The 25,623-nt window shown below is 60.7% G+C and carries 21 protein-coding genes; 6 read left to right on the top strand and 15 right to left on the bottom strand.

What is annotated here, in order from left to right:
* The 5 genes from rpsI (at position 1) to GPK42_RS01620 (ending at position 6,874) form a co-directional block, all read left to right on the top strand.
* On the top strand, positions 1–396 hold the full coding sequence (rpsI, locus tag GPK42_RS01640; RefSeq protein WP_022094634.1) for a 30S ribosomal protein S9: 396 nt from the start codon (positions 1–3) through the stop codon (positions 394–396).
* A gap of 123 nt (positions 397–519) precedes the next feature.
* The gene (gene glmM / locus GPK42_RS01635; protein WP_006234694.1) at positions 520–1,857 is read left to right on the top strand and encodes a phosphoglucosamine mutase; all 1,338 of its coding nucleotides are present in this window, start codon (positions 520–522) and stop codon (positions 1,855–1,857) included.
* Positions 1,858–1,958: 101 nt separating this feature from the next.
* The gene (locus GPK42_RS01630) at positions 1,959–2,426 is read left to right on the top strand and encodes a PTS sugar transporter subunit IIA (protein WP_338404308.1); all 468 of its coding nucleotides are present in this window, start codon (positions 1,959–1,961) and stop codon (positions 2,424–2,426) included.
* Between the two features lie 271 nt (positions 2,427–2,697).
* Entirely contained in the window at positions 2,698–3,426 is a 729-nt protein-coding gene (nagB, locus tag GPK42_RS01625) for a glucosamine-6-phosphate deaminase (protein ID WP_215693059.1), read from the top strand.
* A gap of 448 nt (positions 3,427–3,874) precedes the next feature.
* Positions 3,875–6,874 (top strand): AfsR/SARP family transcriptional regulator, encoded by a 3,000-nt coding sequence (locus GPK42_RS01620; RefSeq protein WP_215693051.1) that lies wholly within the window; start codon positions 3,875–3,877, stop codon positions 6,872–6,874.
* Positions 6,875–6,943: 69 nt separating this feature from the next.
* Here GPK42_RS01620 and GPK42_RS01615 read toward each other — a convergent pair whose 3' ends face one another.
* The 8 genes from GPK42_RS01615 to GPK42_RS01580 form a co-directional block, all read right to left on the bottom strand.
* Complete coding sequence (locus GPK42_RS01615) at positions 6,944–7,243, bottom strand: YhbY family RNA-binding protein (RefSeq protein WP_035136905.1); 300 nt, start codon at positions 7,241–7,243, stop codon at positions 6,944–6,946.
* Between the two features lie 158 nt (positions 7,244–7,401).
* A complete protein-coding gene (locus tag GPK42_RS01610) occupies positions 7,402–8,085 on the bottom strand; it encodes a hypothetical protein (protein ID WP_215693171.1) in 684 nt (227 codons plus the stop codon).
* 522 nt (positions 8,086–8,607) lie between these two features.
* Positions 8,608–9,972, bottom strand: a complete 1,365-nt coding sequence (locus GPK42_RS01605) for a PFL family protein (protein ID WP_035136908.1) — start codon at positions 9,970–9,972, stop codon at positions 8,608–8,610.
* Positions 9,973–10,080: 108 nt separating this feature from the next.
* Positions 10,081–12,648 (bottom strand): homocysteine S-methyltransferase family protein, encoded by a 2,568-nt coding sequence (locus tag GPK42_RS01600; RefSeq protein WP_252200018.1) that lies wholly within the window; start codon positions 12,646–12,648, stop codon positions 10,081–10,083.
* The gene (locus tag GPK42_RS01595) at positions 12,638–13,651 is read right to left on the bottom strand and encodes a DUF4928 family protein (protein WP_195361387.1); all 1,014 of its coding nucleotides are present in this window, start codon (positions 13,649–13,651) and stop codon (positions 12,638–12,640) included. The genes GPK42_RS01600 and GPK42_RS01595 overlap by 11 nt, the downstream gene beginning before the upstream one ends.
* Entirely contained in the window at positions 13,614–14,774 is a 1,161-nt protein-coding gene (locus GPK42_RS01590; RefSeq protein ID WP_195361388.1) for a DNA cytosine methyltransferase, read from the bottom strand. The genes GPK42_RS01595 and GPK42_RS01590 overlap by 38 nt, the downstream gene beginning before the upstream one ends.
* Before the next feature lie 109 nt (positions 14,775–14,883).
* Positions 14,884–15,675: a hypothetical protein gene (locus tag GPK42_RS01585; protein ID WP_195361389.1), complete on the bottom strand. Its 792-nt coding sequence runs from the start codon at positions 15,673–15,675 to the stop codon at positions 14,884–14,886.
* Entirely contained in the window at positions 15,675–16,547 is an 873-nt protein-coding gene (locus GPK42_RS01580; RefSeq protein ID WP_118080934.1) for a methylenetetrahydrofolate reductase, read from the bottom strand. The genes GPK42_RS01585 and GPK42_RS01580 overlap by 1 nt, the downstream gene beginning before the upstream one ends.
* A 426-nt stretch (positions 16,548–16,973) precedes the next feature.
* Between GPK42_RS01580 and GPK42_RS01575 the strand changes: the two genes are divergently transcribed.
* On the top strand, positions 16,974–19,061 hold the full coding sequence (locus GPK42_RS01575) for a glutamine synthetase III family protein (protein WP_117745715.1): 2,088 nt from the start codon (positions 16,974–16,976) through the stop codon (positions 19,059–19,061).
* Positions 19,062–19,837: 776 nt separating this feature from the next.
* On the opposite strand, the gene GPK42_RS01570 is transcribed toward GPK42_RS01575, so the two are convergent.
* From GPK42_RS01570 to GPK42_RS01545, 7 genes are all read right to left on the bottom strand, one after another.
* A complete protein-coding gene (locus GPK42_RS01570) occupies positions 19,838–20,899 on the bottom strand; it encodes a GH25 family lysozyme (RefSeq protein WP_215693050.1) in 1,062 nt (353 codons plus the stop codon).
* Between the two features lie 2 nt (positions 20,900–20,901).
* On the bottom strand, positions 20,902–21,483 hold the full coding sequence (locus tag GPK42_RS01565) for a C39 family peptidase (protein ID WP_215693048.1): 582 nt from the start codon (positions 21,481–21,483) through the stop codon (positions 20,902–20,904).
* Between the two features lie 17 nt (positions 21,484–21,500).
* Positions 21,501–21,734: a holin gene (locus tag GPK42_RS01560; protein ID WP_117800487.1), complete on the bottom strand. Its 234-nt coding sequence runs from the start codon at positions 21,732–21,734 to the stop codon at positions 21,501–21,503.
* Between the two features lie 8 nt (positions 21,735–21,742).
* Positions 21,743–22,078, bottom strand: a complete 336-nt coding sequence (locus GPK42_RS01555; protein WP_117800488.1) for a hypothetical protein — start codon at positions 22,076–22,078, stop codon at positions 21,743–21,745.
* Positions 22,078–22,185 (bottom strand): CD1375 family protein, encoded by a 108-nt coding sequence (locus tag GPK42_RS09990; RefSeq protein WP_252200017.1) that lies wholly within the window; start codon positions 22,183–22,185, stop codon positions 22,078–22,080. The genes GPK42_RS01555 and GPK42_RS09990 overlap by 1 nt, the downstream gene beginning before the upstream one ends.
* 258 nt (positions 22,186–22,443) lie before the next feature.
* The gene (locus tag GPK42_RS09980) at positions 22,444–23,664 is read right to left on the bottom strand and encodes an RNA-directed DNA polymerase (protein ID WP_215693046.1); all 1,221 of its coding nucleotides are present in this window, start codon (positions 23,662–23,664) and stop codon (positions 22,444–22,446) included.
* A 362-nt stretch (positions 23,665–24,026) separates the two neighbouring features.
* Positions 24,027–25,622, bottom strand: coding sequence for a hypothetical protein (locus GPK42_RS01545; RefSeq protein ID WP_215693044.1), 1,596 nt, complete (start codon positions 25,620–25,622; stop codon positions 24,027–24,029).
* Position 25,623 lies beyond the last annotated feature (1 nt).

Genomic DNA, 25,623 nt, shown 5'->3' with positions numbered 1-25,623 from the left:
ATGGCTGAGAACACCGTTGTCTACCAGGGTACCGGCCGTCGTAAGAACGCCGTCGCCCGCGTCCGTCTCGTCCCCGGCACCGGCAAGGTGACCATCAACAAGCGTGATGCCGAGCAGTATTTCGGCCGTCATCAGCTCGTTGAGAACGCCCTTGCTCCCTTCAAGGTGACCGACACCGCCGGTCAGTTCGACGTTATCGCTTTGTGCGATGGCGGCGGCATCTCCGGTCAGTCCGGCGCTCTGCGCCTGGGCATCGCTCGTGCTCTTCTGAACGCTGGCGATTACCGTGCTGACCTCAAGAAGGCCGGTTTCCTTACGCGCGATGCTCGCGTGGTCGAGCGCAAGAAGTACGGCCTCAAGAAGGCCCGCCGCGCTCCCCAGTTCTCCAAGCGCTAAGGTTTTATCTCCTTACGAGATACAATGTACAAGCGGGGCCTGCCGATTGCTCGGCGGGTCCCGCTTTTCTTTTTCGACTAGGGTGGGCGACTGCGTTTTGCCCACTTGGGAAGGAGCGATCCTATGCCCCAGAACATCTTCGGTACCGACGGCGTCCGTGGCGTCGCCAACGCCGACCTCTCGTGCGACCTCGCGTTTCGCCTGGGTCGCGCGGCGACCAAGTTTCTTGGTCCGGATATCTGCATCGGCCGTGACACGCGCCTTTCGGGCACCATGCTCGAGAGCGCTCTGACCGCCGGCATCATGGCCGAGGGCGGCCGTCCGCATTGCTGTGGCGTCATCCCCACGCCTGCTGTGGCGCTGCTCACTGTTCAAAACGAGCTCGATGGCGGCATCGTCATCTCCGCTTCGCATAATCCGCCGGAGTTCAACGGCATCAAGTTCTTTAGCCGCAAGGGCATGAAGCTTCCCGATGCTGTCGAGGAAGAGATCAGCGCCTGGGTCATGTCCGAGGAAGCCATGGCTGCCGACACGCTGCCGACCGGTGCCGGCGTGGGCCACATTATCAAGATGAAGGACGCTCGCAAGGCATACGTCGACCACGCCATCGATACGCTTGATGGCCTGAGGCTCGACGGCCTGGTCGTTGCCGTCGACTGCGGTCACGGTGCTTCCTGCCAGACTACGCCCGCCGCGCTGCAGCGCCTGGGTGCCACGGTCCATGCCATCAACACCGATTACTGCGGCACCGACATCAACGTTGAGTGCGGCTCCACCCATCTTGAGCCCCTGCGCGAGCTCGTGCTGCGCACCCATGCCGACATCGGCCTGGCCCACGACGGCGACGCCGACCGCGTACTGTTCGTGGACAGCGAGGGCAATGAGATCGACGGTGACTACATCCTGGCTATCTGCGGTTCTGACCTCGCCGCTCGCGGCAAGCTCGCCAACTCCGAGATCGTTTCGACCGTCATGTGCAACCTGGGCTTCTCCATCGCTATGAAGGAGCAGGGCTTCGAGATGGTCCAGACCGCCGTGGGCGACCGCTACGTTCTGGAGCGCATGCTCGCGGACGGCGCCGTCATCGGCGGCGAACAGTCCGGCCACATCATCTTCCTGGAGCACAACACCACCGGTGACGGCCTGGTGACGGCTCTGCAGCTGCTGGCCGTGCTCAAGCGCACCGGTCGCACCCTCACCGATCTTGCCGGTATCATGAAGAAGTACCCGCAGGTACTCGTCAACGTGCATTCCGACAACAAGGCTGGTCTGGACGATTGCCAGCCCATCTGGGATGCTGTCGCTGCTGCCGAGAAGGAGCTTGACGGCCGTGGCCGCATTCTGGTGCGCCCGAGCGGTACCGAGCCGCTGGTCCGCGTGATGGCCGAGGCCGAGACGCATGAGTTGACCCAGCGCGTTGTCGACGACATCGTCGAGGTTGTCAAGCGCGAACTTCCCTAATGGTCAAAAACCGTTGCCAAGTGGTAAACTGTTAAGGTTATTTTGATTGATCGGTATGTCCGAGGGGGAGCATGTTCACTAAAGTCCTAAGGTCTTTTGGTATGCGTGGTCGAGTCCTTACGCTGGATGCTCCCATCTCGGGCGACGTCATTCCGCTTTCCGAGGTAAACGACCAGACGTTTGCCACCGGCCTTTTGGGCCAGGGTGTGGCGATTCGGCCCACCGGAACGCGTGTGATTGCACCGGCTGATGCCAAGGTCGAGGCCATTTTTCCCACGGGACACGCTGTTGCGCTTAACACGGTCGATGGCTTGGACGTGCTCATCCACGTTGGTTTGGACACTGTTCAGCTCGAGGGCAAGCACTTTACCGTACATGCGCAAGTGGGTGACATCGTCCATAAGGGCGATGTACTCATTGAGTTCGATCGCGAGGCAATTGCTGCCGAGGGCTACGATGTGACGGTTCCCATCTTGGTATGCAACTCCGTTGAGTTCTCGAGTATCAAGGGCTCCGTTGGTGTGCATGTCGCAGAGATGGACCAGCTCATCGTTGCTCGCGAGCGCTAGCAAGTGCACGTGGCCATTAGCCTACAATTCAAACACGTTTACGGAGGGCGCCCTTGAAAGAGGACGCCCTCCGTGGCAAGATGGGAAACGTCCGAGGCTAAACAGCTTCGGGTCACCGTGGACGGGCAGGGGCCTCGACGCGGCTAGACACGAGACACATACATTACGCGACCTCGCCCTGGTGGCCGCACACGTTGGTTGCGGCCGACGCGGGCCGCGGGCAAGTGCTTGTAAGGGAGCCTTGCCTCTCTTGTACGAGAAAGGACGCGTAATGAAGATCATTAAAGCTAAAGACTACGAGGATATGAGCCGCAAGGCCGCTAATATCATCTCGGCCCAGGTTATCCTCAAGCCCGACTGTGTGCTGGGTCTTGCCACCGGCTCCACCCCGATCGGTGCCTACAAGCAGCTCGCTGCTTGGTACGAGAAGGGCGACGTCGACTTTGCCGAGGTCAGCACCTACAACCTGGACGAGTATCGCGGCCTTTCGCACAACGATCCCCAGAGCTATCACTACTTCATGCGCGAGAACTTCTTCGATCACATCAACATCGACCTGAACAACACGCATGTGCCCGATGGCTCCAACCCCGACGCCGCCGCTGCCTGCTCTGAGTACGACAAGATTGTCGCCGCCGCCGGTTACCCGGATCTGCAGCTGCTCGGCATTGGCAACAACGGCCACATCGGCTTCAACGAGCCCGATGACCACTTCTCCAAGGGCACGCACTGCGTCGACCTCACCGAGAGCACCATTCAGGCCAACAGCCGCCTGTTCGACAGCATCGACGATGTTCCCCGTCAGGCCTACACCATGGGTACCCAGACCATCATGTATGCCCGCATGATCCTGGTCGTCGCCAACGGCGAGGCCAAGGCTCAGGCTGTGCATGACATGTGCTATGGTCCGGTTACGCCCGAGTGCCCGGCTTCGATCCTGCAGCTGCACACCAACTGCGTTGTCGTTGCCGACGAGGCCGCCCTTTCGCTCTGCGAGTAACGCGAATCCTGCAGCTCGACATAGCCTTGCCTAAGGCCTCCGCTTTGCGGGGGCCTTTTTGCTATCCCTTTCCGCCCATTTGACCAAAAACTTGCCGCAAGCTTGACGAATGCCGGATGTCCAACAGATTGATTCATTCTATACCAGATTCTATGCAAAAATGCCACTAGAAGGTCGTAGACGGTAGCGGGTGCTAGGCGAGTTGAATGACATGGCTGAACCTTGTTCATCTGCGTTACACTGCCGCTTAGATGGGACAAGCTGACAAGCTCATTTACCTGCTTAAAGACCGATTAGTCGGGGGATTAATAACAATCGGCCCTCGCTGTACAAAAACTTGCCGCTTGCGTACCAAAAGACAACCTAAAACACAAGGTCGCTCTATTCATAGCGCGGCTTGTATGGTCTTGCGGCTACAGTGTCCATACGGTCGAGTTGAGGAGCGGGCATGGTAAACGATTTGAGCGGTATAGACGACCTCGAGCTGATGCCGCTGGGTGGAGGCTATATGGTGCGACGCGAACGCTTGATGAATGAGCTTATCACCAAGGGCCGAAAGGCCGGCATCGTGGTGCTTTATGCGCCCGACGGGTTTGGGAAGACCTCGGTGCTGCTGCAGTACACCCATGAGGTTAAATGCGACCCGACGCGAGGCCCCGTGCGGATTATCGAGGCCGATCGCGCTATTGGGCGCGAGGTGTTTATGCAGCTCGAGGTGGTTACCGAAGAACTCAAAGACAAACCGCACTCCCTTATCGCGATTGATAATGTGCCAAACCTCGATCAGCACGATACCGAAGACCTCATCGACAGGATTCGCGGCCTGCGCGCTATGGGGGTAGGGGTCTTTATCTCCTGCCGTCCTTCAAATCGTCAGCTGATTCATGGGCTGGGCGATTCGGTTAAGATCAATGCGCAGATGCTCAAGGTGCATGCCTATGAGTATTCGGCGTGGGCATCGGCGTTTTCGATCAGCACATCGCTCGACTTTTATCAGCTCACGCAGGGCGTGCCCGAGCTCGTTTCGGCATTGCAGACAGGTCTGTATGGCCAAGGCGACGTAGCCGGCCTGCTCGAAAACGAGATTGTCAACGTGTATGGCGCGGCACTTGCCGATCTGGCTTCACTCGACAATAATGCGCTGTTTTGCGTGGCATGTCTCATGGTTTTGATGGGCGAGGGCAATATCGCAGAACTCGAGGCCTGTAGGGTGAGGCTGTCGATGGTCGACCAGTCCTACTTTGTACGCGACTACCCGATCTTTGGCTTGGATCCCGCCGAGCGGAGTTTTACGTGTCTGGGCACGGAGGATAACGGACGCTTGCGCTTGCGTAAGTTGGTGGCCGAGGTTCGCCCCGAACTTGTTCCGAGGGCGGCCCGGATTTTACTTAAGGCGGGCCGATGCGATGCGGCGATGGGCCTGGCGGACGCCTTTCTGGACCGTGAAGCGGTCCTTGAACTTGCTGGGCAGTATGGGGTCGATCTGGCTCTGACGGGGCACGGGGCCGATATCTGCCGAGCGGCGCTGAGCACGATCGATGCCGACGATCCGGCTCCAGAGCCAACGCCTGCCGAAGCGCTTGGCGTATATCTGGCAGCGGTCAGCGTGTCCAATACAAAGCTCGCTCGCTATATGGCATCGGTCATCGAGCGCGGGGGCGAACGGGCGGCCTGCGAAATAGACCCCGTTTCATGGAGGGTGGCCCAGACGCTGACGGCTGTTTGCTATGGGGACAACGGGCTTGGGCTTCCTACGAACCTGGCCGTGCCAGAAATCGAGACATCCCATACCGCACTCGATATGTTGTCCGCGCATATCGAGGTCAAGCGATGCCTGACCGAACGGGGAGATGACGGCGGCGTTCTACAACAGCTCAAAACGAGCAAGGCCTACGACTGCGAGCTCGACATCGCGGGGATTGTTATACGGGCCGATAGTATGCTGGTGGAGCTCTTTGACGGGTCGTTTGCGGGAACCGACGAGCGCGACGACGAGATGACGGTGGTGCGGGAGGCGCTCGACGTACGCGGGCTTAAGGCGATGGCTATCTGGGTGCGCATGGTGTTGGCGGCACGGCGGCTCCTTTCCGGCTTGCCGGTAACCGACGACGCGGCGTTCAACGAGCTCGATCGTTTTGCTGTGCGCATGCGCGACAACCAGATTCAGCTGTTTGGCCTGTTGCTAGAAGGCTGGCAGTCGCTGGCAGAGGGACGGCCGGTTAATGCAAAGTTCCGTGCGGTCCAAGTGCTCAAACTTGCCGAGGAGTCGATTGCGTACATGCGCGATAACGCATTGCTGCTGGAACGCGCGGCATATCTGCGTAACACCTCGATGGTTTCGGTGCGCGAGGAAGCGGAGTTGCTCGATATAAGCCAGACGCAGGTTGGTGGAGCGGAGGCCTGGATGGTGGCGCTGCATTTGGCCTGTGCGGGCCGAGACAGCGATCTTGCGGCCTGGATGTCCATGAATCGTGCGGGGATTCTAGAGCCATCGTATCGGCTCTTTGCGCGCCTTGCCATGCATTGTCTGGGCGAGCCGGCGGCCAGGATACGCAAGAAGCTTCCCGTGCGCGAGCTGTCGCGGTACTCGCTGCGCGACGATTTGGAAGGGGAGGGCGAGCGCCTATTCCAGGCCGGCGAGGTTGAAGCCGTTGATACCATCGACCATATCGAGATTCGCATGTTTGGTGCGTTTCGCGCCGAGCGCGACGGGTTTCCCATCACGGACAAAATGTGGCGCCGCAAGAAGGCGGCGACACTTGCCGAGCGGCTTGCGCTGGGCATGGATGCGCTCGTCGATCGTGAGACGCTGGCCATGGAGCTGTGGCCCCATGCCGAGTTTAATAGCGCCCGCAACAACCTGTACTCGACGATATCGCGCTTGCGGTCGGCTTTGGGGCCGACGCCGGATGGCAAGTCATGTGTGCTCATCCAAAATGAATGCATCGGACTCAATGGCGACTACGTTAAGACCGATGTGCGGCTGTTTGACCAGATAAGCCGCGAGGTTTTGGGAAATCGCACGGGTGCGAGCGGGCCCCATTTAGTTGAGCTGTGCCTTAAGATTGAGCAGCTTTATGCCGGACCGCTGTATGTTCCCAATGGCTGTAATCCCACCTACTTTTTGCGCATGCGGCGCATTATGCAGTCAAAGTACATCGATTGCATGATTAAGGGAGCAAATGCCGCTCTAGAAGAAAACGATCTGCAGTCGGCGATTTGGCTGGCGGAGTCGGGGCTTCGACAGGAAACGGCGCGTGAGGATATGGTGCGCTGCGCCATGCGCGTCTACAGTGCGGCGGGGCGGCGGCGCGATATCGTCGAGCTGTACAGCGGGCATATGCACCACCTGAGGGAGCAGGTCAATGGCGTGCCCGAGCCCGAGACGCGGCGTCTATACGAGCGCTTGGTGGAGGGGCGGCTCAATCGCGTGCTGGTCGAGCGATAAAAAACGGGCGCCCGAAGTACTTGGGCACCCGTAAGCTTGCTATGTGTTGGATCGCCGGATCATTGGCTCTTAGACGAGCTTGATCTTCTCGATGTCCTTGCGCGAGGACTCGCGATATAGTGAGAACTTGCGGCCGATGACCTGGACGACCTCGGCGTGGCAACGCTCGGCGAGCTCCTCGGCGGCCTCGCGGGCGGAAAGGCTGGAGCCATCGAGCACGGAGCACTTAACGAGCTCGTGCTTCTCCAGGTAGGCGACCGTCTGCTCGACGGTGCCCTCGTTGATATCGGACTTGCCGATGATGATGGCGGGGTTGAGGTGATGGGCCATGCTGCGAAGCTGCTTGACCTGGGCTCCTGTCAGTGCCATGGGTTCTCGCTTTCTATGTATGGGGCGCCCCGCGACGGGGCCTTAATCTACGTGAACTGTCCCACGATAGCGCAGGAACGGCGCGGTGTGGAGCGCGTTTGCCCAGTTCGCAAAGAATGCGGATGCCGAGTGAGTGGGCGGTGCGGGCTGCGAACAGGCTATGAGCTGGGCGCAGAGACCGGCTCCCATGCAATAAACGCCCAACGAACCTTGCGGACATGATCGAGCATATAGCGCCCCTGCGGCACGCCCTTGGAGCCCGGCTCACCGGCATGGGGATTCTCGATCATGTGCTGGGCGATGTAGTCGCGCAGACGGTCGACCTTATCCTCGTTGCCATGCTCAAGCATGCGGGAAAAGTCCGCCACGCCTGCCTCGAGGCTATTAAAGGTATCGCGACGAGGCGATTCAAAGTATGTAACCAGCGGCAACGCACCCATCTGAATGAGGATGTTGAAGGCGTACACAAAGCCATTACTGCAGGTAACCGAGGCGCCGATGGCGTTCATCACGTGCAGGTCGTAGCGCGGGCTGGAGTTGGCGACCATCGTGACAGCACAACGCCGGCGAGCCGTGCGGTCGAGCTTGGCAAGCGCGCCTTTTAGGTTGGTCGTGGTGACAGAGCGACTGGCAAAGGCAACATCCACCGCTTTCGCGACCGGTCCAACCAAATCCCAATCATCATCCCAAGCAAGCTCAAGCGGCGTTATACGCCCCTCGAGCCCGTAGTACTCAATGCCGGCATCAAGCGTGCCCAACATGGCAGGGGAAAAATCAGCGGCAATCACGGGATGTCCGTCTTGCGCAAGCGGAATAGCAATCGACCCAGCCCCACACCCCATATCAAGCACCGATTCACCAGGCTTTAACGCCAACAGCTTCATAAAGTCTCGGGCATACGGAGCAGTCTCAAGCGGCCGAAAATGCCGAGCCCTTTTATCCCACTCAAAAGAATCATCAGCCCGTCGCCGAGCAGCTTGCAGGCGCATCCATTCGCCATTCCAATCCGCAGCAAGCAGCTCAGAACGAATCAAATCATCAGCCACGGGCCAACCTCCTAGCAACAAAAAAGCGACTCCTCCCAAAAGAAGAGCCGCAACCAGCATATATCAGAAAGAACCGTTCCAACGCCAAACCGCCCTCACAACCAAGGCGGGCAGGAGCGAAGCGACTGCCATACGGGATAGAACCCAACTGAGGTCCCGTTGTGCGAGGAGTCCCGGGGAGGGCAAATGTATAAGGTCGATCGCGAGTTCCGCACGAGCCGGAGAGCACTTAATGTGCTCTCCGTGCGAGTCAGGACTGTCCGAGCAGGCGACCTTATATATTTGCCCTCCTCGGGACTCCTCGCCCGAACCCCTCAGCTAGTTCTTGAGCGAGTTCAGCGGCGCCGGGAAGCGTCCGCCACGGTGGGCAAGCACGGTGCCGGCGTTGGGGTTCACCGGCATGATGGGCGCACGGCCAAACAGGCCGCCATACTCGACGCAGTCGCCCACGCCCTTGCCGATGGCAGGGATCACGCGCACGGCCGTGGTCTTGTTGTTGATGACGCCGATGGCCATCTCGTCGGCGATGATGCCGGCGATGGTCTCGACCGGGGTGTCACCGGGGATGGCGATCATGTCCAGGCCGACGGAGCACACGCAGGTCATGGCCTCGAGCTTCTCGAGGGAAAGCGCGCCGGCTTCGACGGCGGCGATCATGCCGGCGTCCTCGGACACGGGGATAAAGGCGCCGGAGAGACCGCCCACGCTGGAACTGGCCATGACGCCGCCCTTCTTGACGGCATCGTTGAGCATGGCGAGCGCGCAGGTCGTGCCGGGGCCACCGCAGGTGCCCACGCCGATGATCTCGAGGATGCGCGCGACGGAGTCGCCGATGGCAGGCGTGGGAGCCAGCGACAGGTCGACAATGCCCTTCTCGACACCCAGACGATGGGCGGCCTCGCGGCTCATGAGCTCGCCGGCACGGGTGATCTTAAAGGCGGTCTGCTTGATCTTTTCGGCGACTTCCATCATCGATGCGGAATCGGGCAGCGTCTCCAGGGCTGCGGCCATAACGCCGGGGCCCGAGACGCCTACGTTGATGACGGCGTCGGCCTCGCCACCGCCGTGGACGGCGCCCGCCATAAACGGGGAGTCCTCGACCATATTGGCAAAGCAGACAAATTTGGAAGCGCCGACGGAGTCCTGGTCGGCCGTGAGTTTAGCGGCATCGATGATGGTCTGGGCGGCCATAAGCACGGCGTCCATGTTGATACCGGCGCGCAGGCTGGCGACGTTGACGCTGGAGCAGACGCGGCTCGTGGTGGCGAGCGCCTGGGGGATGGACTGGATGACGCGACGGTCGGCGTCGCCGATGCCCTTCTGGACGAGCGCGGAGAAGCCGCCCAGGTAGTCGATGCCGAGCGTCTCGGCCGCGCGGTCGAGGGCATGCGCGATGGGGGTGAGGTCCTCATCCTTGCAGCACGCGGCAATCTGCGCCACCGGGGTGACGGAAACGCGCTTGTTGACGATGGGGATACCGTACTCGCGCTCGAGGTTCTCGGCGGTCTCGACCAGATGCTCAGCCGTGTGCGTCACGTGGTCGTAGATCTTCGTGCACATGCGGTCGAGGTTCTCGTCGCCGCAACCCATGAGCGAAACACCCATGGTGATGGTCCTGATGTCGAGGTTCTGCTCCTCAACCATGCCGCGGGTTTCCGCGATTTCTGCGGGCGTGATCGCCATCCTTGCGCTCCTATCTGCCAAAACGAGCATAGTCTTATCTATTTTAACGTGCCGCACGTGCCAAGTGGCGCATGCGGCACGTTTTGGTGCTCGGTTGTTTCCGTTGTGTTACTGCCCAAAGACCTCTTCGGCGATACGAGCGCTTTCGGCGGCGTCCTTGGCGTAGTAGTCCGCGCCGATCTGCTTGGCGTATTCGGGGGTGAGTACGGCGCCGCCTACGATGATCTTGACGCCCGGCACCTCGGCATGGAGCAGCTTGATGGTCTCCTCCATGGCGACGACCGTGGTAGTCATAAGCGCCGAGAGGCCGACGAGTTTGATATCGCGCTCCTTGACGGTCTTGAGTACCTCCTGCGGATCGACGTCGCGGCCCAGGTCAAAGACGGTGTAGCCGTAGTTATCGAGCAACATTTTGACGATGTTCTTGCCAATATCGTGGATGTCGCCCTTGACGGTGGCCACGCAGATCTTGCCCTTGTCGGCAATCTCGCCGGCGGGCATCAGGCGCTTGATGGTGTCGAAGCCCACGCGTGCCGCCTCGGCCGAGGCCATGAGCTGCGGCAAGAAGAACTTGCCCCGGTCAAAGAGGACGCCAACTTCGTCGAGGGCGGGGATAAAGTGATTGTTGATGAGGTCCATGGCGTCGTGGTCGGCCAGCAGGCGCTCGGTCTCGGCAGCGATCTCGCCTTTGCGACCCGAGACGACCATGCGACGAATCGGGTCGTCGTTGCCGTCGGTGCCGGCGGTGCCAGCAGCGGGCACAGCGTCGGTCGATACTGCCTGAGCAGCTGCCGGGTTGGCGGCGATCTTGTACGGATCGGTCCAGCCGGCATAGCGCTCGATGTATCCGGTCGAGCCCTCGTCCTCAACGCTCAGGACGCGATAGCTGTAGACGGTATCCATAAAGCGCTTGGAGCCCGGGTTCATGATGGGGGCGTCCAGGCCCGCGCCAAAGGCGGCGGCCAAAAAGACCGAACCCAGCAGCGGGCGGGCAGGCAGGCCAAAGCTGATGTTCGACACGCCGAGCGCACATTTGACGCCCAGGCGCTCCTTGCACAGGGACATGGCGCGCAGGATCTGCTCGGCCTGGCGCTGGTTGGTCGAGGCGGTCATGACCAGGCAGTCGATGAGGATGCGGTCCGGTCCGATGCCGTAACGGGCAGCCTCGGCCACGATGTGCTCGGCGATGGTGAAGCGAGCCTCGGCGGTATCGGGGATGCCGCCTTCGTCGAGCGTAAGGCCGACAACGTTGGTGCCGTAGTGGGCGACCAGCGGAAAGATCTCATCCATGATCTGCTGCTTGCCATTGACCGAGTTGATGATGGGCTTGCCGGCGTAGCGGCGCACGGCGGCCTCGACGGCTGCGGGGTCGGTGGAGTCGATCTGCAGCGGCAGCAGCGTGGAGCCCTGGAGCTGTTCGGTCGCCTGTTGGATGATCTTGACCTCGTCGATCTCGGGCAGGCCGACGTTGACGTCCAGGATATCGGCGCCCTGTTCCTGCTGGCTGATGCCCTGGCTCACGACGTAGTCCAGGTCGCCGTCGCGCAGGGCCTGCTGCAGGCGCTTTTTGCCGGTGGGGTTGATGCGCTCGCCGATGACGGCGATCTTGTGGCCGTCGCAGGGAAGGTCCACGACCGTTTGGGCGCTCGTGACCGACATGCTGGGCTTGCGGCGGCGCGGGCTGGGCGTGTGGTTGTCGATAAGCGTGCGCAAGGCCGCCATGTGCGCCGGCGTGGTGCCGCAGCAACCGCCCACGACGCTCACGCCGTCGGCGATCATGCCGGCGACGGCTTCGGCGTATTCGGGGGCCTGGATATCAAAGACGGTATTGCCGTCGTCGTCCACGTGGGGCAGTCCTGCGTTGGCCTGCACCATAACAGGCTTGTCGGTAACGGTGAGCATACGCGCGGCGAGTCCTCGGAGCTCGGCCGGTCCTTGGCTGCAGTTGATGCCCAAAACGTCGGCGCCGATGGCGTCGAGCGTGATGGCGGCAACCTCGGGACTCGTACCCAGGAATGTGCGACCGTCTTCCTCGAAGGTCATGGTGGCAAAGACGGGCAGGTCGGAGTTCTCGCGGCAGGCGAGGACGGCCGCCTTGATCTCGGCCAGGTCGGTCATAGTCTCGATAATAAAGAGGTCCACACCCGCGGCGACGCCTGCGCGCACTTCCTCGGTAAAGAGGTCATAGGCCTCGTCGAAGCTGAGGGTGCCCAGGGGGCGAAGCAGCGCGCCGATGGGGCCGATGTCACCGGCGACGTAGCGGGCGCCGGCCTCGCGGGCACAGGCGACGGCCGCGGCAAAGACGTCTGCCACGGTGGCGGCACCGTCGAGCTTGTGGGCGTTGGCGCCAAAGGTGTTGGCGGTAATCACGTCGCAGCCGGCCTCGACATATTGACGTTGGATATCGGTGATAACCTGGGGTTCCTCAAAGTTGAGCAGCTCGGGCAGGGCGCCCGCCTTCATGCCAGCGGCCTGCAACATGGTGCCCATGCCGCCGTCGAACAGCAGGTGCCCCGTGCCCTCGATGGCGGCGCGCAGGCGATCGTCCTTAATGCGCAGATCGTCGATCGTGCGCGTCTTGTACGTGGCACCGTTGCGACGTGCGGCATCAACGGGTGCCGCCAATGCAGTGCCGTCAGAATCATGAGTGATAAGTATGTTTGAGCTATTCGCCATGTGCATCCATTTCGTCTAGAGCCCACTGAGGAATTTCTATTTGAAGAGATTTGTCGGGCTCGATATCTTCGATTCGCTTGTTGTAGTGGGCAAGAAGCCGTGCGACATTTAATCGAATTAGGCCTCGCTTGTAGAACGATAACTCTTCAATATTGATGCCGATAAACGATTCGAGCGCGATAACCTGTACGCGATTGCCGAGTCCCTCACTTTCGAACAGTCCGTAAGCGAAGGAAACTTTATCGTGGGGGACAACGACGATGGGCCGAATGCCATTTCGAATGTTATCTCGGCATCGATCGGTCAATTTGGCCATTGGCGATACAGTCACATGAAATGCAGCATCATTGATTTGGAAATCGCCAGAACGGTCTGTCTGCTGGTCGGCGGCGTTTGAGTTGTCCTTTCCGATTTCTATGGTTGGAAATAACATCTCAAGTTTTGCACCTACCAGGTGCTGTGCGACGGTACCCGTTGGCTTATCGGACCGTAGGCTTGCTTCGGCTAGGATATCATCGACAATGACAGAAATTGGTTTTTGAAGATCGATTTCGACTTTGATTCTCTGCCGGTTAAAGAAATCGACCTGGATTCGCTCGACGAAGAAATTGGCGATTGCATTCGCAGCTTCAAGACGAGTGTCTTCGCAAATGTCACTGGGTAGGGCAGAGTTGATAATTGTGGCAAGCTCAAGCGCCATCGGGAGTGTGCCGCGTGAGGTTCTGCCGCCCTCTGACGCGAAGGCACGCGTTTCCCCATGTCTGGCTAAAACTGTTTTGATGCATGCTCCACTTAGGCCTCGTACTTGGCTCCCCTTGTCCGATTGCACATAATCGTCGGTGAGCGGAAAACGGTTTTGCAGCAGCTCGCTTATGCCTATGCCAACCGCCATAACGTTACGGTTGACATTGCCTCGCTTGTTGCGCTTGGATTCGTACCAGAGTTCAATGGCATCCAAGATACCTTTATCGGGCTCGCTCAAGGAGCAATTGGTCATTTCCATTATTGTTCACTCCGTTCCTTGAAGACATAAGCGCGGGTTTGACTGCATTTTTTATAAGCCAAGTGACAACTGGCACGGCAACTGCATCGCCGAATGCGTAGCGAATCTGAGCATCCGAGAAGCCGCTAAACTGACATGAGTCAGCACCTTGGAGACGGGCATATTCAGTTCCAGTCATCCAGCGAACTTCTATTTTTCCGTTTTCGCATATAACGACTGCCTGTCTTGATGAGCCGCCGCGAGCCGTTCTTAGACATCCGGCAATTTCTTCTTCACGGATTTCCCAGCGCACAACGCCCGATCGCGTGCGACGGTAAGCAGTGCGAACAATTTTTTCTTTGGCATTTAAGAAGCGCTGAAGGCGCTCTGCTTGATGCGGTGCAAGTGAGTCGATAAATGCTTGCACTTGGTTTTTGTTCCACCAACGCTTGTCGTCCTCGGGAATATTTTCAACAACCGTTGCAAGGCCCCTCATGCGAAGTGGGCTCGGTTCGTTTAGGTGAGAGACGTGCGTAATGAGTGAAGGGTCGGAGTGAATCCAGGAGACCTTTTCAGGTCGAAGCGAGGAATCGAGTCGGCTGTTGGGAAGAGGGTTTTTTAATCCGACGACAAACATGCGGGGGCGTGACTGGGGAAGCCAGTGCCGTGCATCGATAAAATAGGCGTCGCATGAATAGCCTAAACGATTAAATTCCTGGCAAACGAGTCTAAAGTCATCACTGTTATTAGACGTGGCAAGGCCGATGACATTTTCGAGAACAAGTGCCCGCGGGGCACGATCGCTCATTCCTTCGATGGCCTTAATAAAGCCAAAGAACGCACTGGACTCTTTGCCAGAGATAAGTCCCTCCCTGTTTCCCGCGAGAGATAAGTTTGTGCAAGGGCTTGACGCCCATGCGATGTCGGCTTGGGGTATTAGGTCGGGGTCGAGTGTGTGAACATCCTGCTCGACTAGATGTTCATCGCCCCAACACTGGCTGTACATGGCGCATTTAGTATGGTCTATGTCATTTGCCCAGATTGTTTTGATTCCGGCTTTTGCCATGCCGGCACGAGCCAAGCCAATGCCTGAAAAAAACTCAAGCGCGGTTAGTTGTGGCGAGAACTGCAGAATGTTGTGCATGTACTGGCTTTCAGATAGTTGTTATTTGGCATCTAATGGTACTTGTTTGTGAGGACATCCGCTTACATACGGATGAGATTCCCTCGATACCGTGCCATCAATTGACATTTTATTCAGAATGCGAATAGCAGGTGGTGTGGGCGGCACGGAAGCGGCAGTTCTCGCGCATGCGGCAGATATTGCAGGTGGGGCGGCTTTGGGCGTCGTGGACCTCGCCATCGAACAGGCCGATCACCGCGGTCACGCTTTTGGTGGGCATGAGCAGGCTGGTGGGCGTGACGGTCAGGCCGATAAGCCGCGTGGCGTTGAGCGCATTGACGATCGAGCGCTGGGCCGAGAGCGGGCAGTCGCCGTAGCCGGGGCTAAAGCGCCAGTTGCCGGCGAGCCCATGAACGGCGGCGTCCGTCTTGACCTGCTGGTCCATTTGCTCAACGGCGGCTTCCACGTAAGCGGAGCACGCGGCGTCGAGCACGGCGCCCTCCAGGGGATGTTGGGCTCCCGTGGTGCGCAGGCGACGCTCGGCGTCCATGCCGAGGGTGCATGCCATGAGCGCGGCAAAGCGGGCGTCTTTGAGATGTCGATAGATATCACGACCGCGCAGCTCAACGTTGGTGCCGACCAGACGGATGCAAGGCTTGCCCTGCTCGTCCACGCCCGTGGCATCGATGGCAAATACGCGGCGCACGCCACGGGGCTCAATGTCCAATTCCAGACGCTCGACCACAAGCTCAATACGCTGCGACAGCTCGGGCTCAATCTGCTGGCCGCCGTAACCCAGATACCGCAGCATCTCGGCACGGTCGACACGGGGATGGTGCGCAGCATCGACACGGTAAAGCGCCGGCGACGCAAGGTCGGCCGGCACTTCGACAGCGGTTGTATCGATGTGCGGTTTTTCCATTACCCCAGGCGCTCCATAATGGTCGCGGCGATCGCAGGACGGTTCATAGTGTACAGGTGCAGGCCGTCGGCGCCGTGCTCCTTGAGGTCGCAAAGCTGGCGGGCGGCATAATCTACACCGGCTGCCTGCAGGCTCTCGGGGTCATTCTCGTACTTGGCGAGAATCTTGATGACGGGGGAGGGCAGCGACGCGCCGCACATAAAGACCATGCGGCTGATCTGCGACTTGCCCATAAACGGCATGATGCCCGCGGTAATGGGCACGGTGATGCCGGCCTTGTCGGCAAGCTCGCGAAAACGGTAGAAGCACTCGTTATCAAAGAAGAGCTGCGTCACAAAGAAGCTCGCGCCGGCGTCCTGCTTTTGCTTGAGGTGTTCGACCGAGAGGTTGAGATCCTCACAGGCAATGTGGCCCTCGGGGTAGGCTGCGGCGCCCACGCAAAAGCCGGCGTCGACGAGCTCGGGGATGAGGTCACGGGCGTAGGCGTAGTCGGAGGCGGGCTTGTCGTCCTCGGTCGCGCCGGCAGGGAGATCGCCACGCAGCGCCAGAATGTTTTCAACGCCGGCGGTGCGATACTCGTCGATCTTGGCGGCGATGTCGGCGTGGGTGCGGCCCACGCAGGTGAGGTGTGCCACAGAGGGCGTGTCGAATTCGCTCGAAATCATATGCGCGATGGGGGCGGTGGTGGCGCCGTTGCCCGAGCCGCCGGCCGAGCAGGTGACCGAGACAAAGCTCGGCGAAAGCTTGCACAGATTGCCTGCCACTTCGCGAGCCGTGTCGAGGGTGAGCTCGCCCTTGGGCGGGAACATCTCAAACGAAACGGGCGCGGTGCCCTGGGATGCTGCCTGCTTAAAAACCTCGTCGACGCGCATATCGTGCTCCTCTAGATACGTAATAGTGTGATGTGCTGTAAGGATTCTACAGCACCACTGTGTCACGGTGGAGTTTCACTCGTTATTCGGGGATACCAATCAAAGATGCCTTGCTATCGGCTTTCTCTATAACAGAGCGGCTAATCTAGGCACGGACTATAAAGACTGGTATCTGATGCAAAATACCAGTTAATAGAGCTCCATCCCAAATTGTCTACCCTTAAACCATGGGGAGAGGTCTGCAATTTATGCAGTTGATTGGCTGTTGAGGGTGGCAACGCCGCCTCGATAGGGTAACCTCATTGATTGGTTTCGCGACAGCAACATAACGGTAATGTCGCGGAAACACGGCGAGTCTAAGCTATGGCTCGTTCGTTAGTAATCAACACCGCTTCTCACGCGGTGCCGATACGAAGGGAGTTCCGTATGGCCGAACTTACTGACCGCTTCGGGACCATGGTGTTCTCTGAGGAAGTCATGAAGGACTACCTCCCCAAGGACATTTGGAAGCGCCTTGCTGCAACCCTCGAGGGCGGTGAGCCGCTCGACCTGGATGTGGCCAACGCCGTTGCCCATGCCATGAAGGTCTGGGCCATCTCCAAGGGTGCGACGCACTATGCGCACTGGTTCCAGCCGCTTTCGGGCATTACTTCCGAGAAGCACGACAGCTTCCTGGAGCCCAACCACGACGGCACCGCCATTACCAAGTTTACGGGCAAGAACCTTATCCAGGGCGAGCCCGATGCCTCGAGCTTCCCCAACGGCGGCCTGCGTGCTACCTTCGAGGCCCGTGGCTACACCGCTTGGGACCCCACTAGCCCCGCCTTTATCAAGGACGATGTCCTGTGCATCCCCACGGCTTTCTGCTCCTACACGGGCGAGGCCCTGGACAAGAAGACCCCGCTGCTGCGTTCCATGACCGCGCTCTCGCGTGAGTCTAAGCGCGTTTTGGCGCTGTTCGGTAAGACCCCCAAGAAGGTCGTTCCTTCCGTGGGTGACGAGCAGGAGTACTTCCTGATCAAGAAGGACGCTTACCGCAAGCGCAAGGACCTGGTCATTACCGGCCGCACCCTCTTTGGCGCCGCTCCCTGCAAGGGCCAGGAGCTCGAGGAGCACTACTTTGGCGCTATCCGCCCCACCGTCTCGGCCTACATGAAGGACTTGGACGATGAGCTGTGGGCGCTCGGCATTCCCGCCAAGACCAAGCACAACGAGGTTGCTCCCTGCCAGCATGAGCTCGCCCCCGTCTATGGCGAAGTCAACGAGGCCATCGACCAGAACCTGGTCATGATGGAGAAAATGAAGCTCATCGCCTCCCGCCACGACTTGGTTTGCCTGCTGCACGAGAAACCCTTCGAGGGCATCAACGGTTCGGGCAAGCACAACAACTGGTCGCTTGGCACCGAGTCCGAGAATCTGCTCGATCCGGGCGACACCCCGCTCGACAACCTGCAGTTCATCGTCTTCCTCACCGCGGTGATCGAGGCCGTCGATAACTATCAGGAGCTCCTGCGTGCCTCCGTTGCCTCGGCCGGCAACGACCATCGTCTGGGCGCCAACGAGGCTCCTCCGGCGATTATGTCCATCTTCCTGGGCGACCAGCTTACCGAGGTCGTCGAGAAGATCATCGATGGCAAGGCTTCCGTCCATGCCACGCGCGGCGTGCTCGACCTGGGCGCCGATACTCTGCCCAAGCTGATGCAGGACAACACCGACCGCAACCGCACCTCCCCGTTTGCCTTCACCGGCAACAAGTTCGAGTTCCGTGCCTGCGGCTCCGAACAGAACGTCTCCGACTCCAACCTGGTGCTCGATGCCGCCGTGGCCAAGTCGCTCAAGTCCTTCGCCGACGCGCTTGAGGGTACGCCCGAGGATGAGTTCCAGGATGCCGCGCTCGAGTACTGCAAGAAGGTGTTGACCGATCACCAGCGCATCCTGTTCTCCGGCGACGGTTACTCCGACGAGTGGCCCATTGAGGCCGAGAAGCGCGGCCTTGCCAACAACAAGACCACGGCCGATGCCCTGCCCGCCTTTGTTTCCGATAAGGCTATCGCGCTCTTCGAGGAGACGGGTGTCCTGACCAAGGCCGAGGCTCAGTGCCGCTACGACTGCAAGCTCGAGAAGTACAACAAGCTCATGAACATCGAGGCTACCACGATGGTTCGCGAGGCGCGTCGTACCTATCGCCCGGTCATTACCGCCTATGCCACCAAGGTCGCTAAGGGCCTTGAGACTATTCGCGCCGCCGGCGCCGAGGCCGCCATGCAGTGCGAGCAGAATACGCTCAACAAGCTCTGCAACGGTATCACTGCCATCAACGACTCCATTAAGGCGCTCGACGCCGTGCATCAGAAGGCCGAGGCCCTCGATGGCCAGGAGCAGGCCAATGTGTATGCACACGAGGTCGTTCCCGCTATGGATACGCTGCGCGCCGCCGTGGATGCCATGGAGGAGATCGTGGCCGCCGACTACTGGCCGGTTCCGACCTACGACGACATTCTGTTCTATGTGTAGAACGTAACTGACATATCGTCACGGTATTGAGCCGGGGTCCGCATCGCGCGGGCCCCGGCTTTTTGTTTGCGAAGGACGCTTTGAAGCCCGTTTTGCCGCCGATGTGCCTAGGTATAAAGGGCTATGGGCAAAAAACGTCAAATATGAGTACTGTCACAAGTCCTGTAACATTATTTATTTGCAAAATATGTAGTGTTACGCAACATATGTCCAAGTACTTAGCCGATAAACGTCTGCAATTTTTCCGCCGTAGGACGCCTGACGGCTAAATCGCCTTCTGAAGGCATGAAATCGCTGTAACTAAAATGGTAACAGTACTCATATTTGCCATTTTTTGACCACAGGCCTTGCGATGATGCCGGGATCCGCACCCTGTCGGGTTCGAATCCCGGCACATGGATAGCAAAAAGCCCGCCACCGCGAGAGCAACGGGCTTCTCAGTTTAAATGGTGCCCCCAGCGGGATATCCGCGTGCGGCTGGCGCCGCCCGCTTCCGCTTCGTCGCTTCGCTCCTTGCGTGCTGCGCTGGAAAACGCTTGCGCGTTTCCTCAGCTCCGCACCCTGTCGGGTTCGAATCCCGGCATATCGGTAGCAAAAAGCCCGTCACCGCGGGGGTAACGGGCTTCTTAATTTAAATGGTGCCCCATTTGCAAAGATAGTCGAACCCAGGTACTGGCGCTCGGGCGCTCCGTGTTCATCAGGTTTTCCCGTGCCGCCTAAAATAGCAACTACTGAAAAAGGGGAGGTCCCGCGAGGAGCCTCCCCTTTACTTTTGGCTATCCCACCACCAGCACTTGGCCGGGGTAGATCACGTTCGGGTTCGCCAGCCCGTTCGCCTTGGCCAGCGTCTGGTAGTCCGTGCCGTACTCGGCGGCGATTCCCGAGAGCGTGTCGCCGCTCTTGACCGTGTAGGTCTTCTTGGACGACGCGCCGAGGCGGTCGTTGACCACGCCCTGCACCTCCGCATAGCGCCCGCCGAGCACGCGCTTGCGAAGCTCGCCGCTGCCGAGCTGCCCACGGATCACGGCGTCGGCCAGCTCCGTGGCGCTGGTCTTCAGGACGTAGTTCACCAGCTCCTGTACCTCGTCGTAGCGGTCGCCGAGCGCCTTCTCGCGCGCGTCGCCGTTGCCGTAGGTGCCGTCCATGACGCGGGCGGCCAGCTCGAGCGCCGTCTCCTGCGGCTGCGGGACCGTCCCGCTCGGCTTGGCATCTGGAACTGGCAGGCCCTTGGGGTTCGCCACCCTGTCCCAGCCGTCCGCATCGAGGTGCGCGATGTCGAGGTCGAGCGGCCCGGCGTATCCGTCGAGGCGGCCGTTGGAGCTGTACTGGTGGAGCGCGCACTCGTTCCACGCGCCGAAGCCGCCGGAGGGCAGCCACGGGGTCGCCTGGTATGCCGTGCGCTCCGTGTTGGCATATTGGGCGACCCACAGCGGGTGGTCCTTGGCCACGGCGCTCCAGTCGTCCTCGGTGCATACGCTGCGGCTCATGTAGACCGCGCAGCGGATGCCAGTCAGCTCATGGACGCGGTCGAGGAACTTCTTGGCACCTGCGGCCCCGTGGACCATGCCGTACATCTCGTAATCGAGCGCGGGCACGCCGTTGCCGAAGTAGTTCTTGGTCTGCGATACGAAGAACTCGGCCTGCTTCACCGGGTCTTCGCCGTTCAGGAAGTGGTAGAAGCCCCACTTCTTCCCGAGCGCCTTGGCCTTCTGGACGAAGCCGTCGCAGGTGTCGTGGACGATTCCGGTGCCCTCGGTCGCCTTGCAGATCATGAAGTCGAACGGGACCTTGTCGAGGTCGATACCCCTCTGGTAGTTGCTGATGTCGATGCCCTGCACCGTCAATCACTCCCTATAGCGATGAAGTACGCCCACGATACGCTGGCGAACTCGTCTGTGTTCAGATTCACTTGTCCCTCGTCTGGGTCGCGGATGTCGGCCGTGCCGCCGTCCCACCCGCATATGAGCACGATGTGGCCTCCGTAGGCCCTCCCGCCCTCATGGAGCTGGCCGGTCATGGAGCCGAACACCATCCAGCCGCGCCCGGCATACCCGAGCGCCTCCTGCTGGTCGTAGAGCAGGCCCGTGCTCGACAGGCTCCCGTCGTTCGCGCGCATCCACGCGCAGAACTTCTGCATGTCGTTCAGGCCGTCCGTGGTGCACGTGTCGCCGACGGTCAGCGCGAGCCGCAGCGGCGTCCACTCCTCGCCGGTGAGGCTGGTGTACGCCATGGCCGCGCTGGTGAGGCCGCAGCCGCTCGTGGCGATGTCGTCCCCGGCATAGGGGAGAGCGCCCCAGCGCCCGTCCGTCTGGAGGTAGGTCGGGACCTGCGCGGGGGCGCTCCTGTCGTAGACGGTCGGTATCGCCTTTCCGGCCGTCCGCACCTGCGGCATCCCTAGCTCGAGAGAGAGGAAGACGAGCACGGATGCCGCGAGTAGCGCTAGTGCCGCATCGCAAACGGCGAGGTACCCTCCTCGACCTCCGGGACTCCGGCGATTGAGGTGAGTACCGATACCACTGCGGTGCACGCGGCCACGGCCGCGATCTGGCCCCAGTCGAGCGACGTGATGGCCACGGCGGTCGAGCCGATGAGCGTCACCGCCGTCTGGGCGGCCGTCTTCACGGCGCGGACTCCTGCGGCGATGAGCCAGCGCTTGAGTGCGTCCTTGTTCATAGTTGCTCCTAACCATTGTGGTTCTCTGGGTGCGTGTACTCGGGGATGCTGCCGTGTATGTCCAAGGTGTTGGCGTGCGCCCTGATCGTCTCGATGTACGTGTCCCCGTGGAGGAGCGCGTAGTTGTCGGCGCGCTTGTTGAGCGTGTCCAGCTCCATGGCCGTGATGTAGCCCCGGGCCACCGCCTCCTCGTAGCTGCGCACGATGGAGGCCTTTAGTTGCGAGCGCTGCGCGGATATGACGGCCGAGTACTCCTTGCGGATGTCATGCAGCTGCCTGCCGAGATACCCGGCGAGGCCCGTCACCACCGCGAGCGTCAGTCCGCTGATAACGGTGGAGAGCATCAGGCCTCCTCGTCCAACATCTTCTGCACCTTCTCGCGCCAAAGCTCGGGCACCTCGTCGATGGTGCGCTTTCCGGCCTTGACTTGGCGGTAGTAGATCTTCGCCATTGCTACTCACCTCCCTTGATGGTCGCCACGAGGTCTCCGAGTTCGGCCAGGGCGGCCTCCTGGTCCTCGATTGCCGACTGCTGCTCCGCGACCATGTCGCCGAGCTCCGCGATGGCGTCGCCGCTGTCGCTGGCGCTCTGCTCGGTCTCGTCGACTCGCTCGTCGAGGGTCATGCCGTCGCGCACGGCCTGCTCCCAGAGCTGGTCGAACGCCTCGGTGGCCTCGTCCTTCGAGATGGCGGCGAGGACGTACTGCTCGTCAGCCTGCCACTCCACGGTGGCTTCTCCGGCAGGGTCGATCTGCTCGCGCGTCACCTTCTGGATGTTGCGGCGCAGCCTGATGTCCGCGAAGCCGTCCGGGCGCTCGTGGTAGTCCACGGCCTGAAGCTCCGCCGTCGAATAAACTCTCATCGAGTCTCCTCTCGGTCTCGGCAAGGCTCACGACGTCCTTGCACCGTGCGAATGTATCCTCGGCGTGATATTTCTCGATAACTCCCTTGCTGCAGCTGTGTTTCAGGTATCCGTAGTAGCTGATGCAGCGCCGGGCCAGCGGCAGCGGTATGACCTCCGACCGCCCGGCGAGCATGAAGGCCCGTCTGGCGCGCAGGAAGATGCCCGGCCGGATGGTTGTCTTGTAGGTGTAGAAGACGAAGCCGACCATATCCAGCGGCTCCTTATCCACGGCGCACACCTTCCACGGCTTTAGCTCGACGTGCAGCTCGTCGCTCACGAACTTGGACAGGCGGCGCGCGGCCATCTTGAGGTCGCGCTTGTCGTGGCCCATGAGAAGGATGTCGTCCATGTAGAACAGCACGTGGTCCACGAGGCGCTTGTCCGTCACCACGCCCGTGCGCCTGTTCACGCGCGTCTTGCGCAGGCGCTCCTGCGCGTAGTGGTACGCGCGCGAGGCGTAGTAGTTGGCCAGATATTGGCTTAAGAAAGAGCCGATATTCAGGCCGTGCGGGAACTGGTCGAGGAGGACGCCGACGAGGTAGAGCAGGGCCTCGTTCTTCACGTCGCGCGCGAGCATGGCGCGGAGCACGTCTTGGTCGATGCTCGGGTAGAACTTGCGGATGTCCAGCTTTATGAAGTACCTGGCCCCCGGCTCGCGTATCCACTTCTCGATGGCGTGCTTGGCGAATATCTGCCCGCGCCCCGGTATGGAGGCCGTCTGGTAGTCGCCTATCTTGGCCATGAGCATCTCGGCCAGACCGTTTACCGCGATGTAGTCGAAGCACTGGTGCTTCGGCGTCTCGCGCCCGATGATGCGGTGCTTGCCGTTGATCGGCTCGATTCTGTTGAAGTACTGGATGGGGGCGACTGTGACGCGCCGCTCGCGTATCTCGGCGGCGAGGGAGCGCGCCAGCTCCTCCTCGCCTCCGTATTCGTCCAGAAGCGCCTGCACCTCCCTGCGCCCGCTCTTGCCTCGCAGGAAGTCGCGGACCGCGACGAGGCAGAAACCCTCGTCCTCGATGTCCACGCGCTTGCAGTAACGCCTCATTGTTTCCTATCTGGTTTTGGCGTTCTTCGCCGCCTGGCTACCAAACGCCGTGGGGTTGATATTTTCGTCGGTTGACGGGGCAAGCCCGCTCGAAGCGGGTGGACTCGACGAGCGTGTTCCGCGTTTGACCAGATTTCCGACCGCCATAGTTCCACCTGTAGTTGCCGAGCCTGTTGTTCGAATTGCCGTAGAAGGCACCGTACATAGACCCATTCCTGAGATTGCCGAAGCACTGCAGAAGGCCGAGAACCAAGCGGCTACCGCCGAGAACCCCCAAGGGGCCTGGGAGGGGTGATGAGGGGGCGCTGCCCCCTCGCTTGCGCTTCACCCCCGCACCATGGCTAGGCCATGGTGACCCCCAGGCCAGATAGCCGACCGCCAAAGCTCCACCCGTAGTAGCCGAGCCCGTAGCTCGAATAGCCGCAGAAGGCACCGAACATAGACCCACCCCAGAGACCGCCGAAGCACAGCAGCTCTCGCAGGCCGGGGGATGAGATCGGGTCGGAATATATCGCGTCGCAGGTGCCCGTCGTCGATGTTCCCTTGGAACCTGTCGGCACGAGGAGGCCGGGGCACTTCGCGGACTCCTGCCAGTCCTCGTTGTACATCCACTGGCCGTTGGTCTTGCTGTCGCGCACGGGCAGCTCGAGGTCGAGCTTGACGTGGTTGGCGTCGAGGGACGAGGAGTACTTGCGCGAATCGAAGCACTTGTACAGCTCGCAGTGGCCCTCGTCGGCCGACGTCTTGACCTGATTCACGATCACGTCGCACAGCGGCTCGTACGCTCCGCAGAGCACCTCGATGCCCTGGATGCGGTACGGCTGGCGCTGCTTGGGCTTGCCAGCGATGGGATAGCCGTCCGTGCCGAGCAGGTTGTCGCACGTGCCTGTCTTCCACGGCATGGCGCTCACGTAGTCGTCGACGGCCGTGGTGAACGGTGCGCCGTCAACGTAGACCGCGCATCGGTCGCTCATCGCCTCGATCTTGGTGACGGTGCGGTAGGCGAACGTTGACTGGCCTGCGGTCGCGCCTCGGTCGCTGTTCGGTCCGCAGACCAGCGTGGAGCCGACGAGGAAGTAGTCGGCTGCCGCCTTCGGCAGGAGCACGCGGTTCACGCCCGTCTCGGCCTCGAGGACCTTGTACTGGTTCGCGTAGTCGGTGCAGCCGCCGAGGCTCTGGAGGTCCTGCGTGGCGTACTTGAGCATGAGCATGAGCTGGAGGTAGAAGTTGTCCGCTACGGTGCGGCCCGTGTAGCCCGCGCCCTTCTTCTTGCTGTAGCTGATTCCGGTGTCGTGCGAGCCGAACTGGAACGTGTGGACCTTGCCGGAGTAGCTGTGGGGCACGTTGTTGGAATCGCACCACGCGAGGTAGGGCGAGAACACGAGGAGCGGGCGCTCGGTGCCGTCGGCGTACTTCTGGCCGGGCAGCGGCCTCATGCCCTCGTACTTGGTGTCGGAGTAGAGCAGGCGCTTGTACCCGTTGCTGCGCGTGATGCTGTAGTAGCCGGGGCAGACCATGACCCAGACGTCGCCGTTGGAGCCGTCGGCCCTGAAGCGGCCGTCGCCCTTCATCGCCGTGCAGTGGAACTTGCCGTTGTCGTCGACCGTGCCGTTGACGGTGAAGTACTCGAAGGCGTTGAGCTTGGAGTAGTCGTCGCGGCCCGCCGTGGTGTTGGTGGCGGGCTGGCACACGAGGCCGACGTTGTCGCGCGTCTTGATGCCCTTGGGGTCGTTCGAGTAGGTGTACTCGGGGATGTCGACGCCGTACACCTTGCCGTCACGGCGCAGGCTGAACCACTCGCCGAGGTTGTCGTACTCGCCCTTGGTGCCGTCGTAATGGGGCGCGACGGCCACGGGGTTCGCCGAGGCCTTGTGCACCTTGGTGATGAGGTCGACGGTGTCGCCGAACGTCATGACCTTGTTTACCTGTACTGCCATT

This window comes from Collinsella aerofaciens, from assembly GCF_018785265.1.
Taxonomy (GTDB): Bacteria; Actinomycetota; Coriobacteriia; order Coriobacteriales; family Coriobacteriaceae; genus Collinsella; species Collinsella aerofaciens_AI.
Note: the sequence above shows the minus strand (reverse complement) of the source record. Positions and strands in the feature narration are given on the sequence as shown.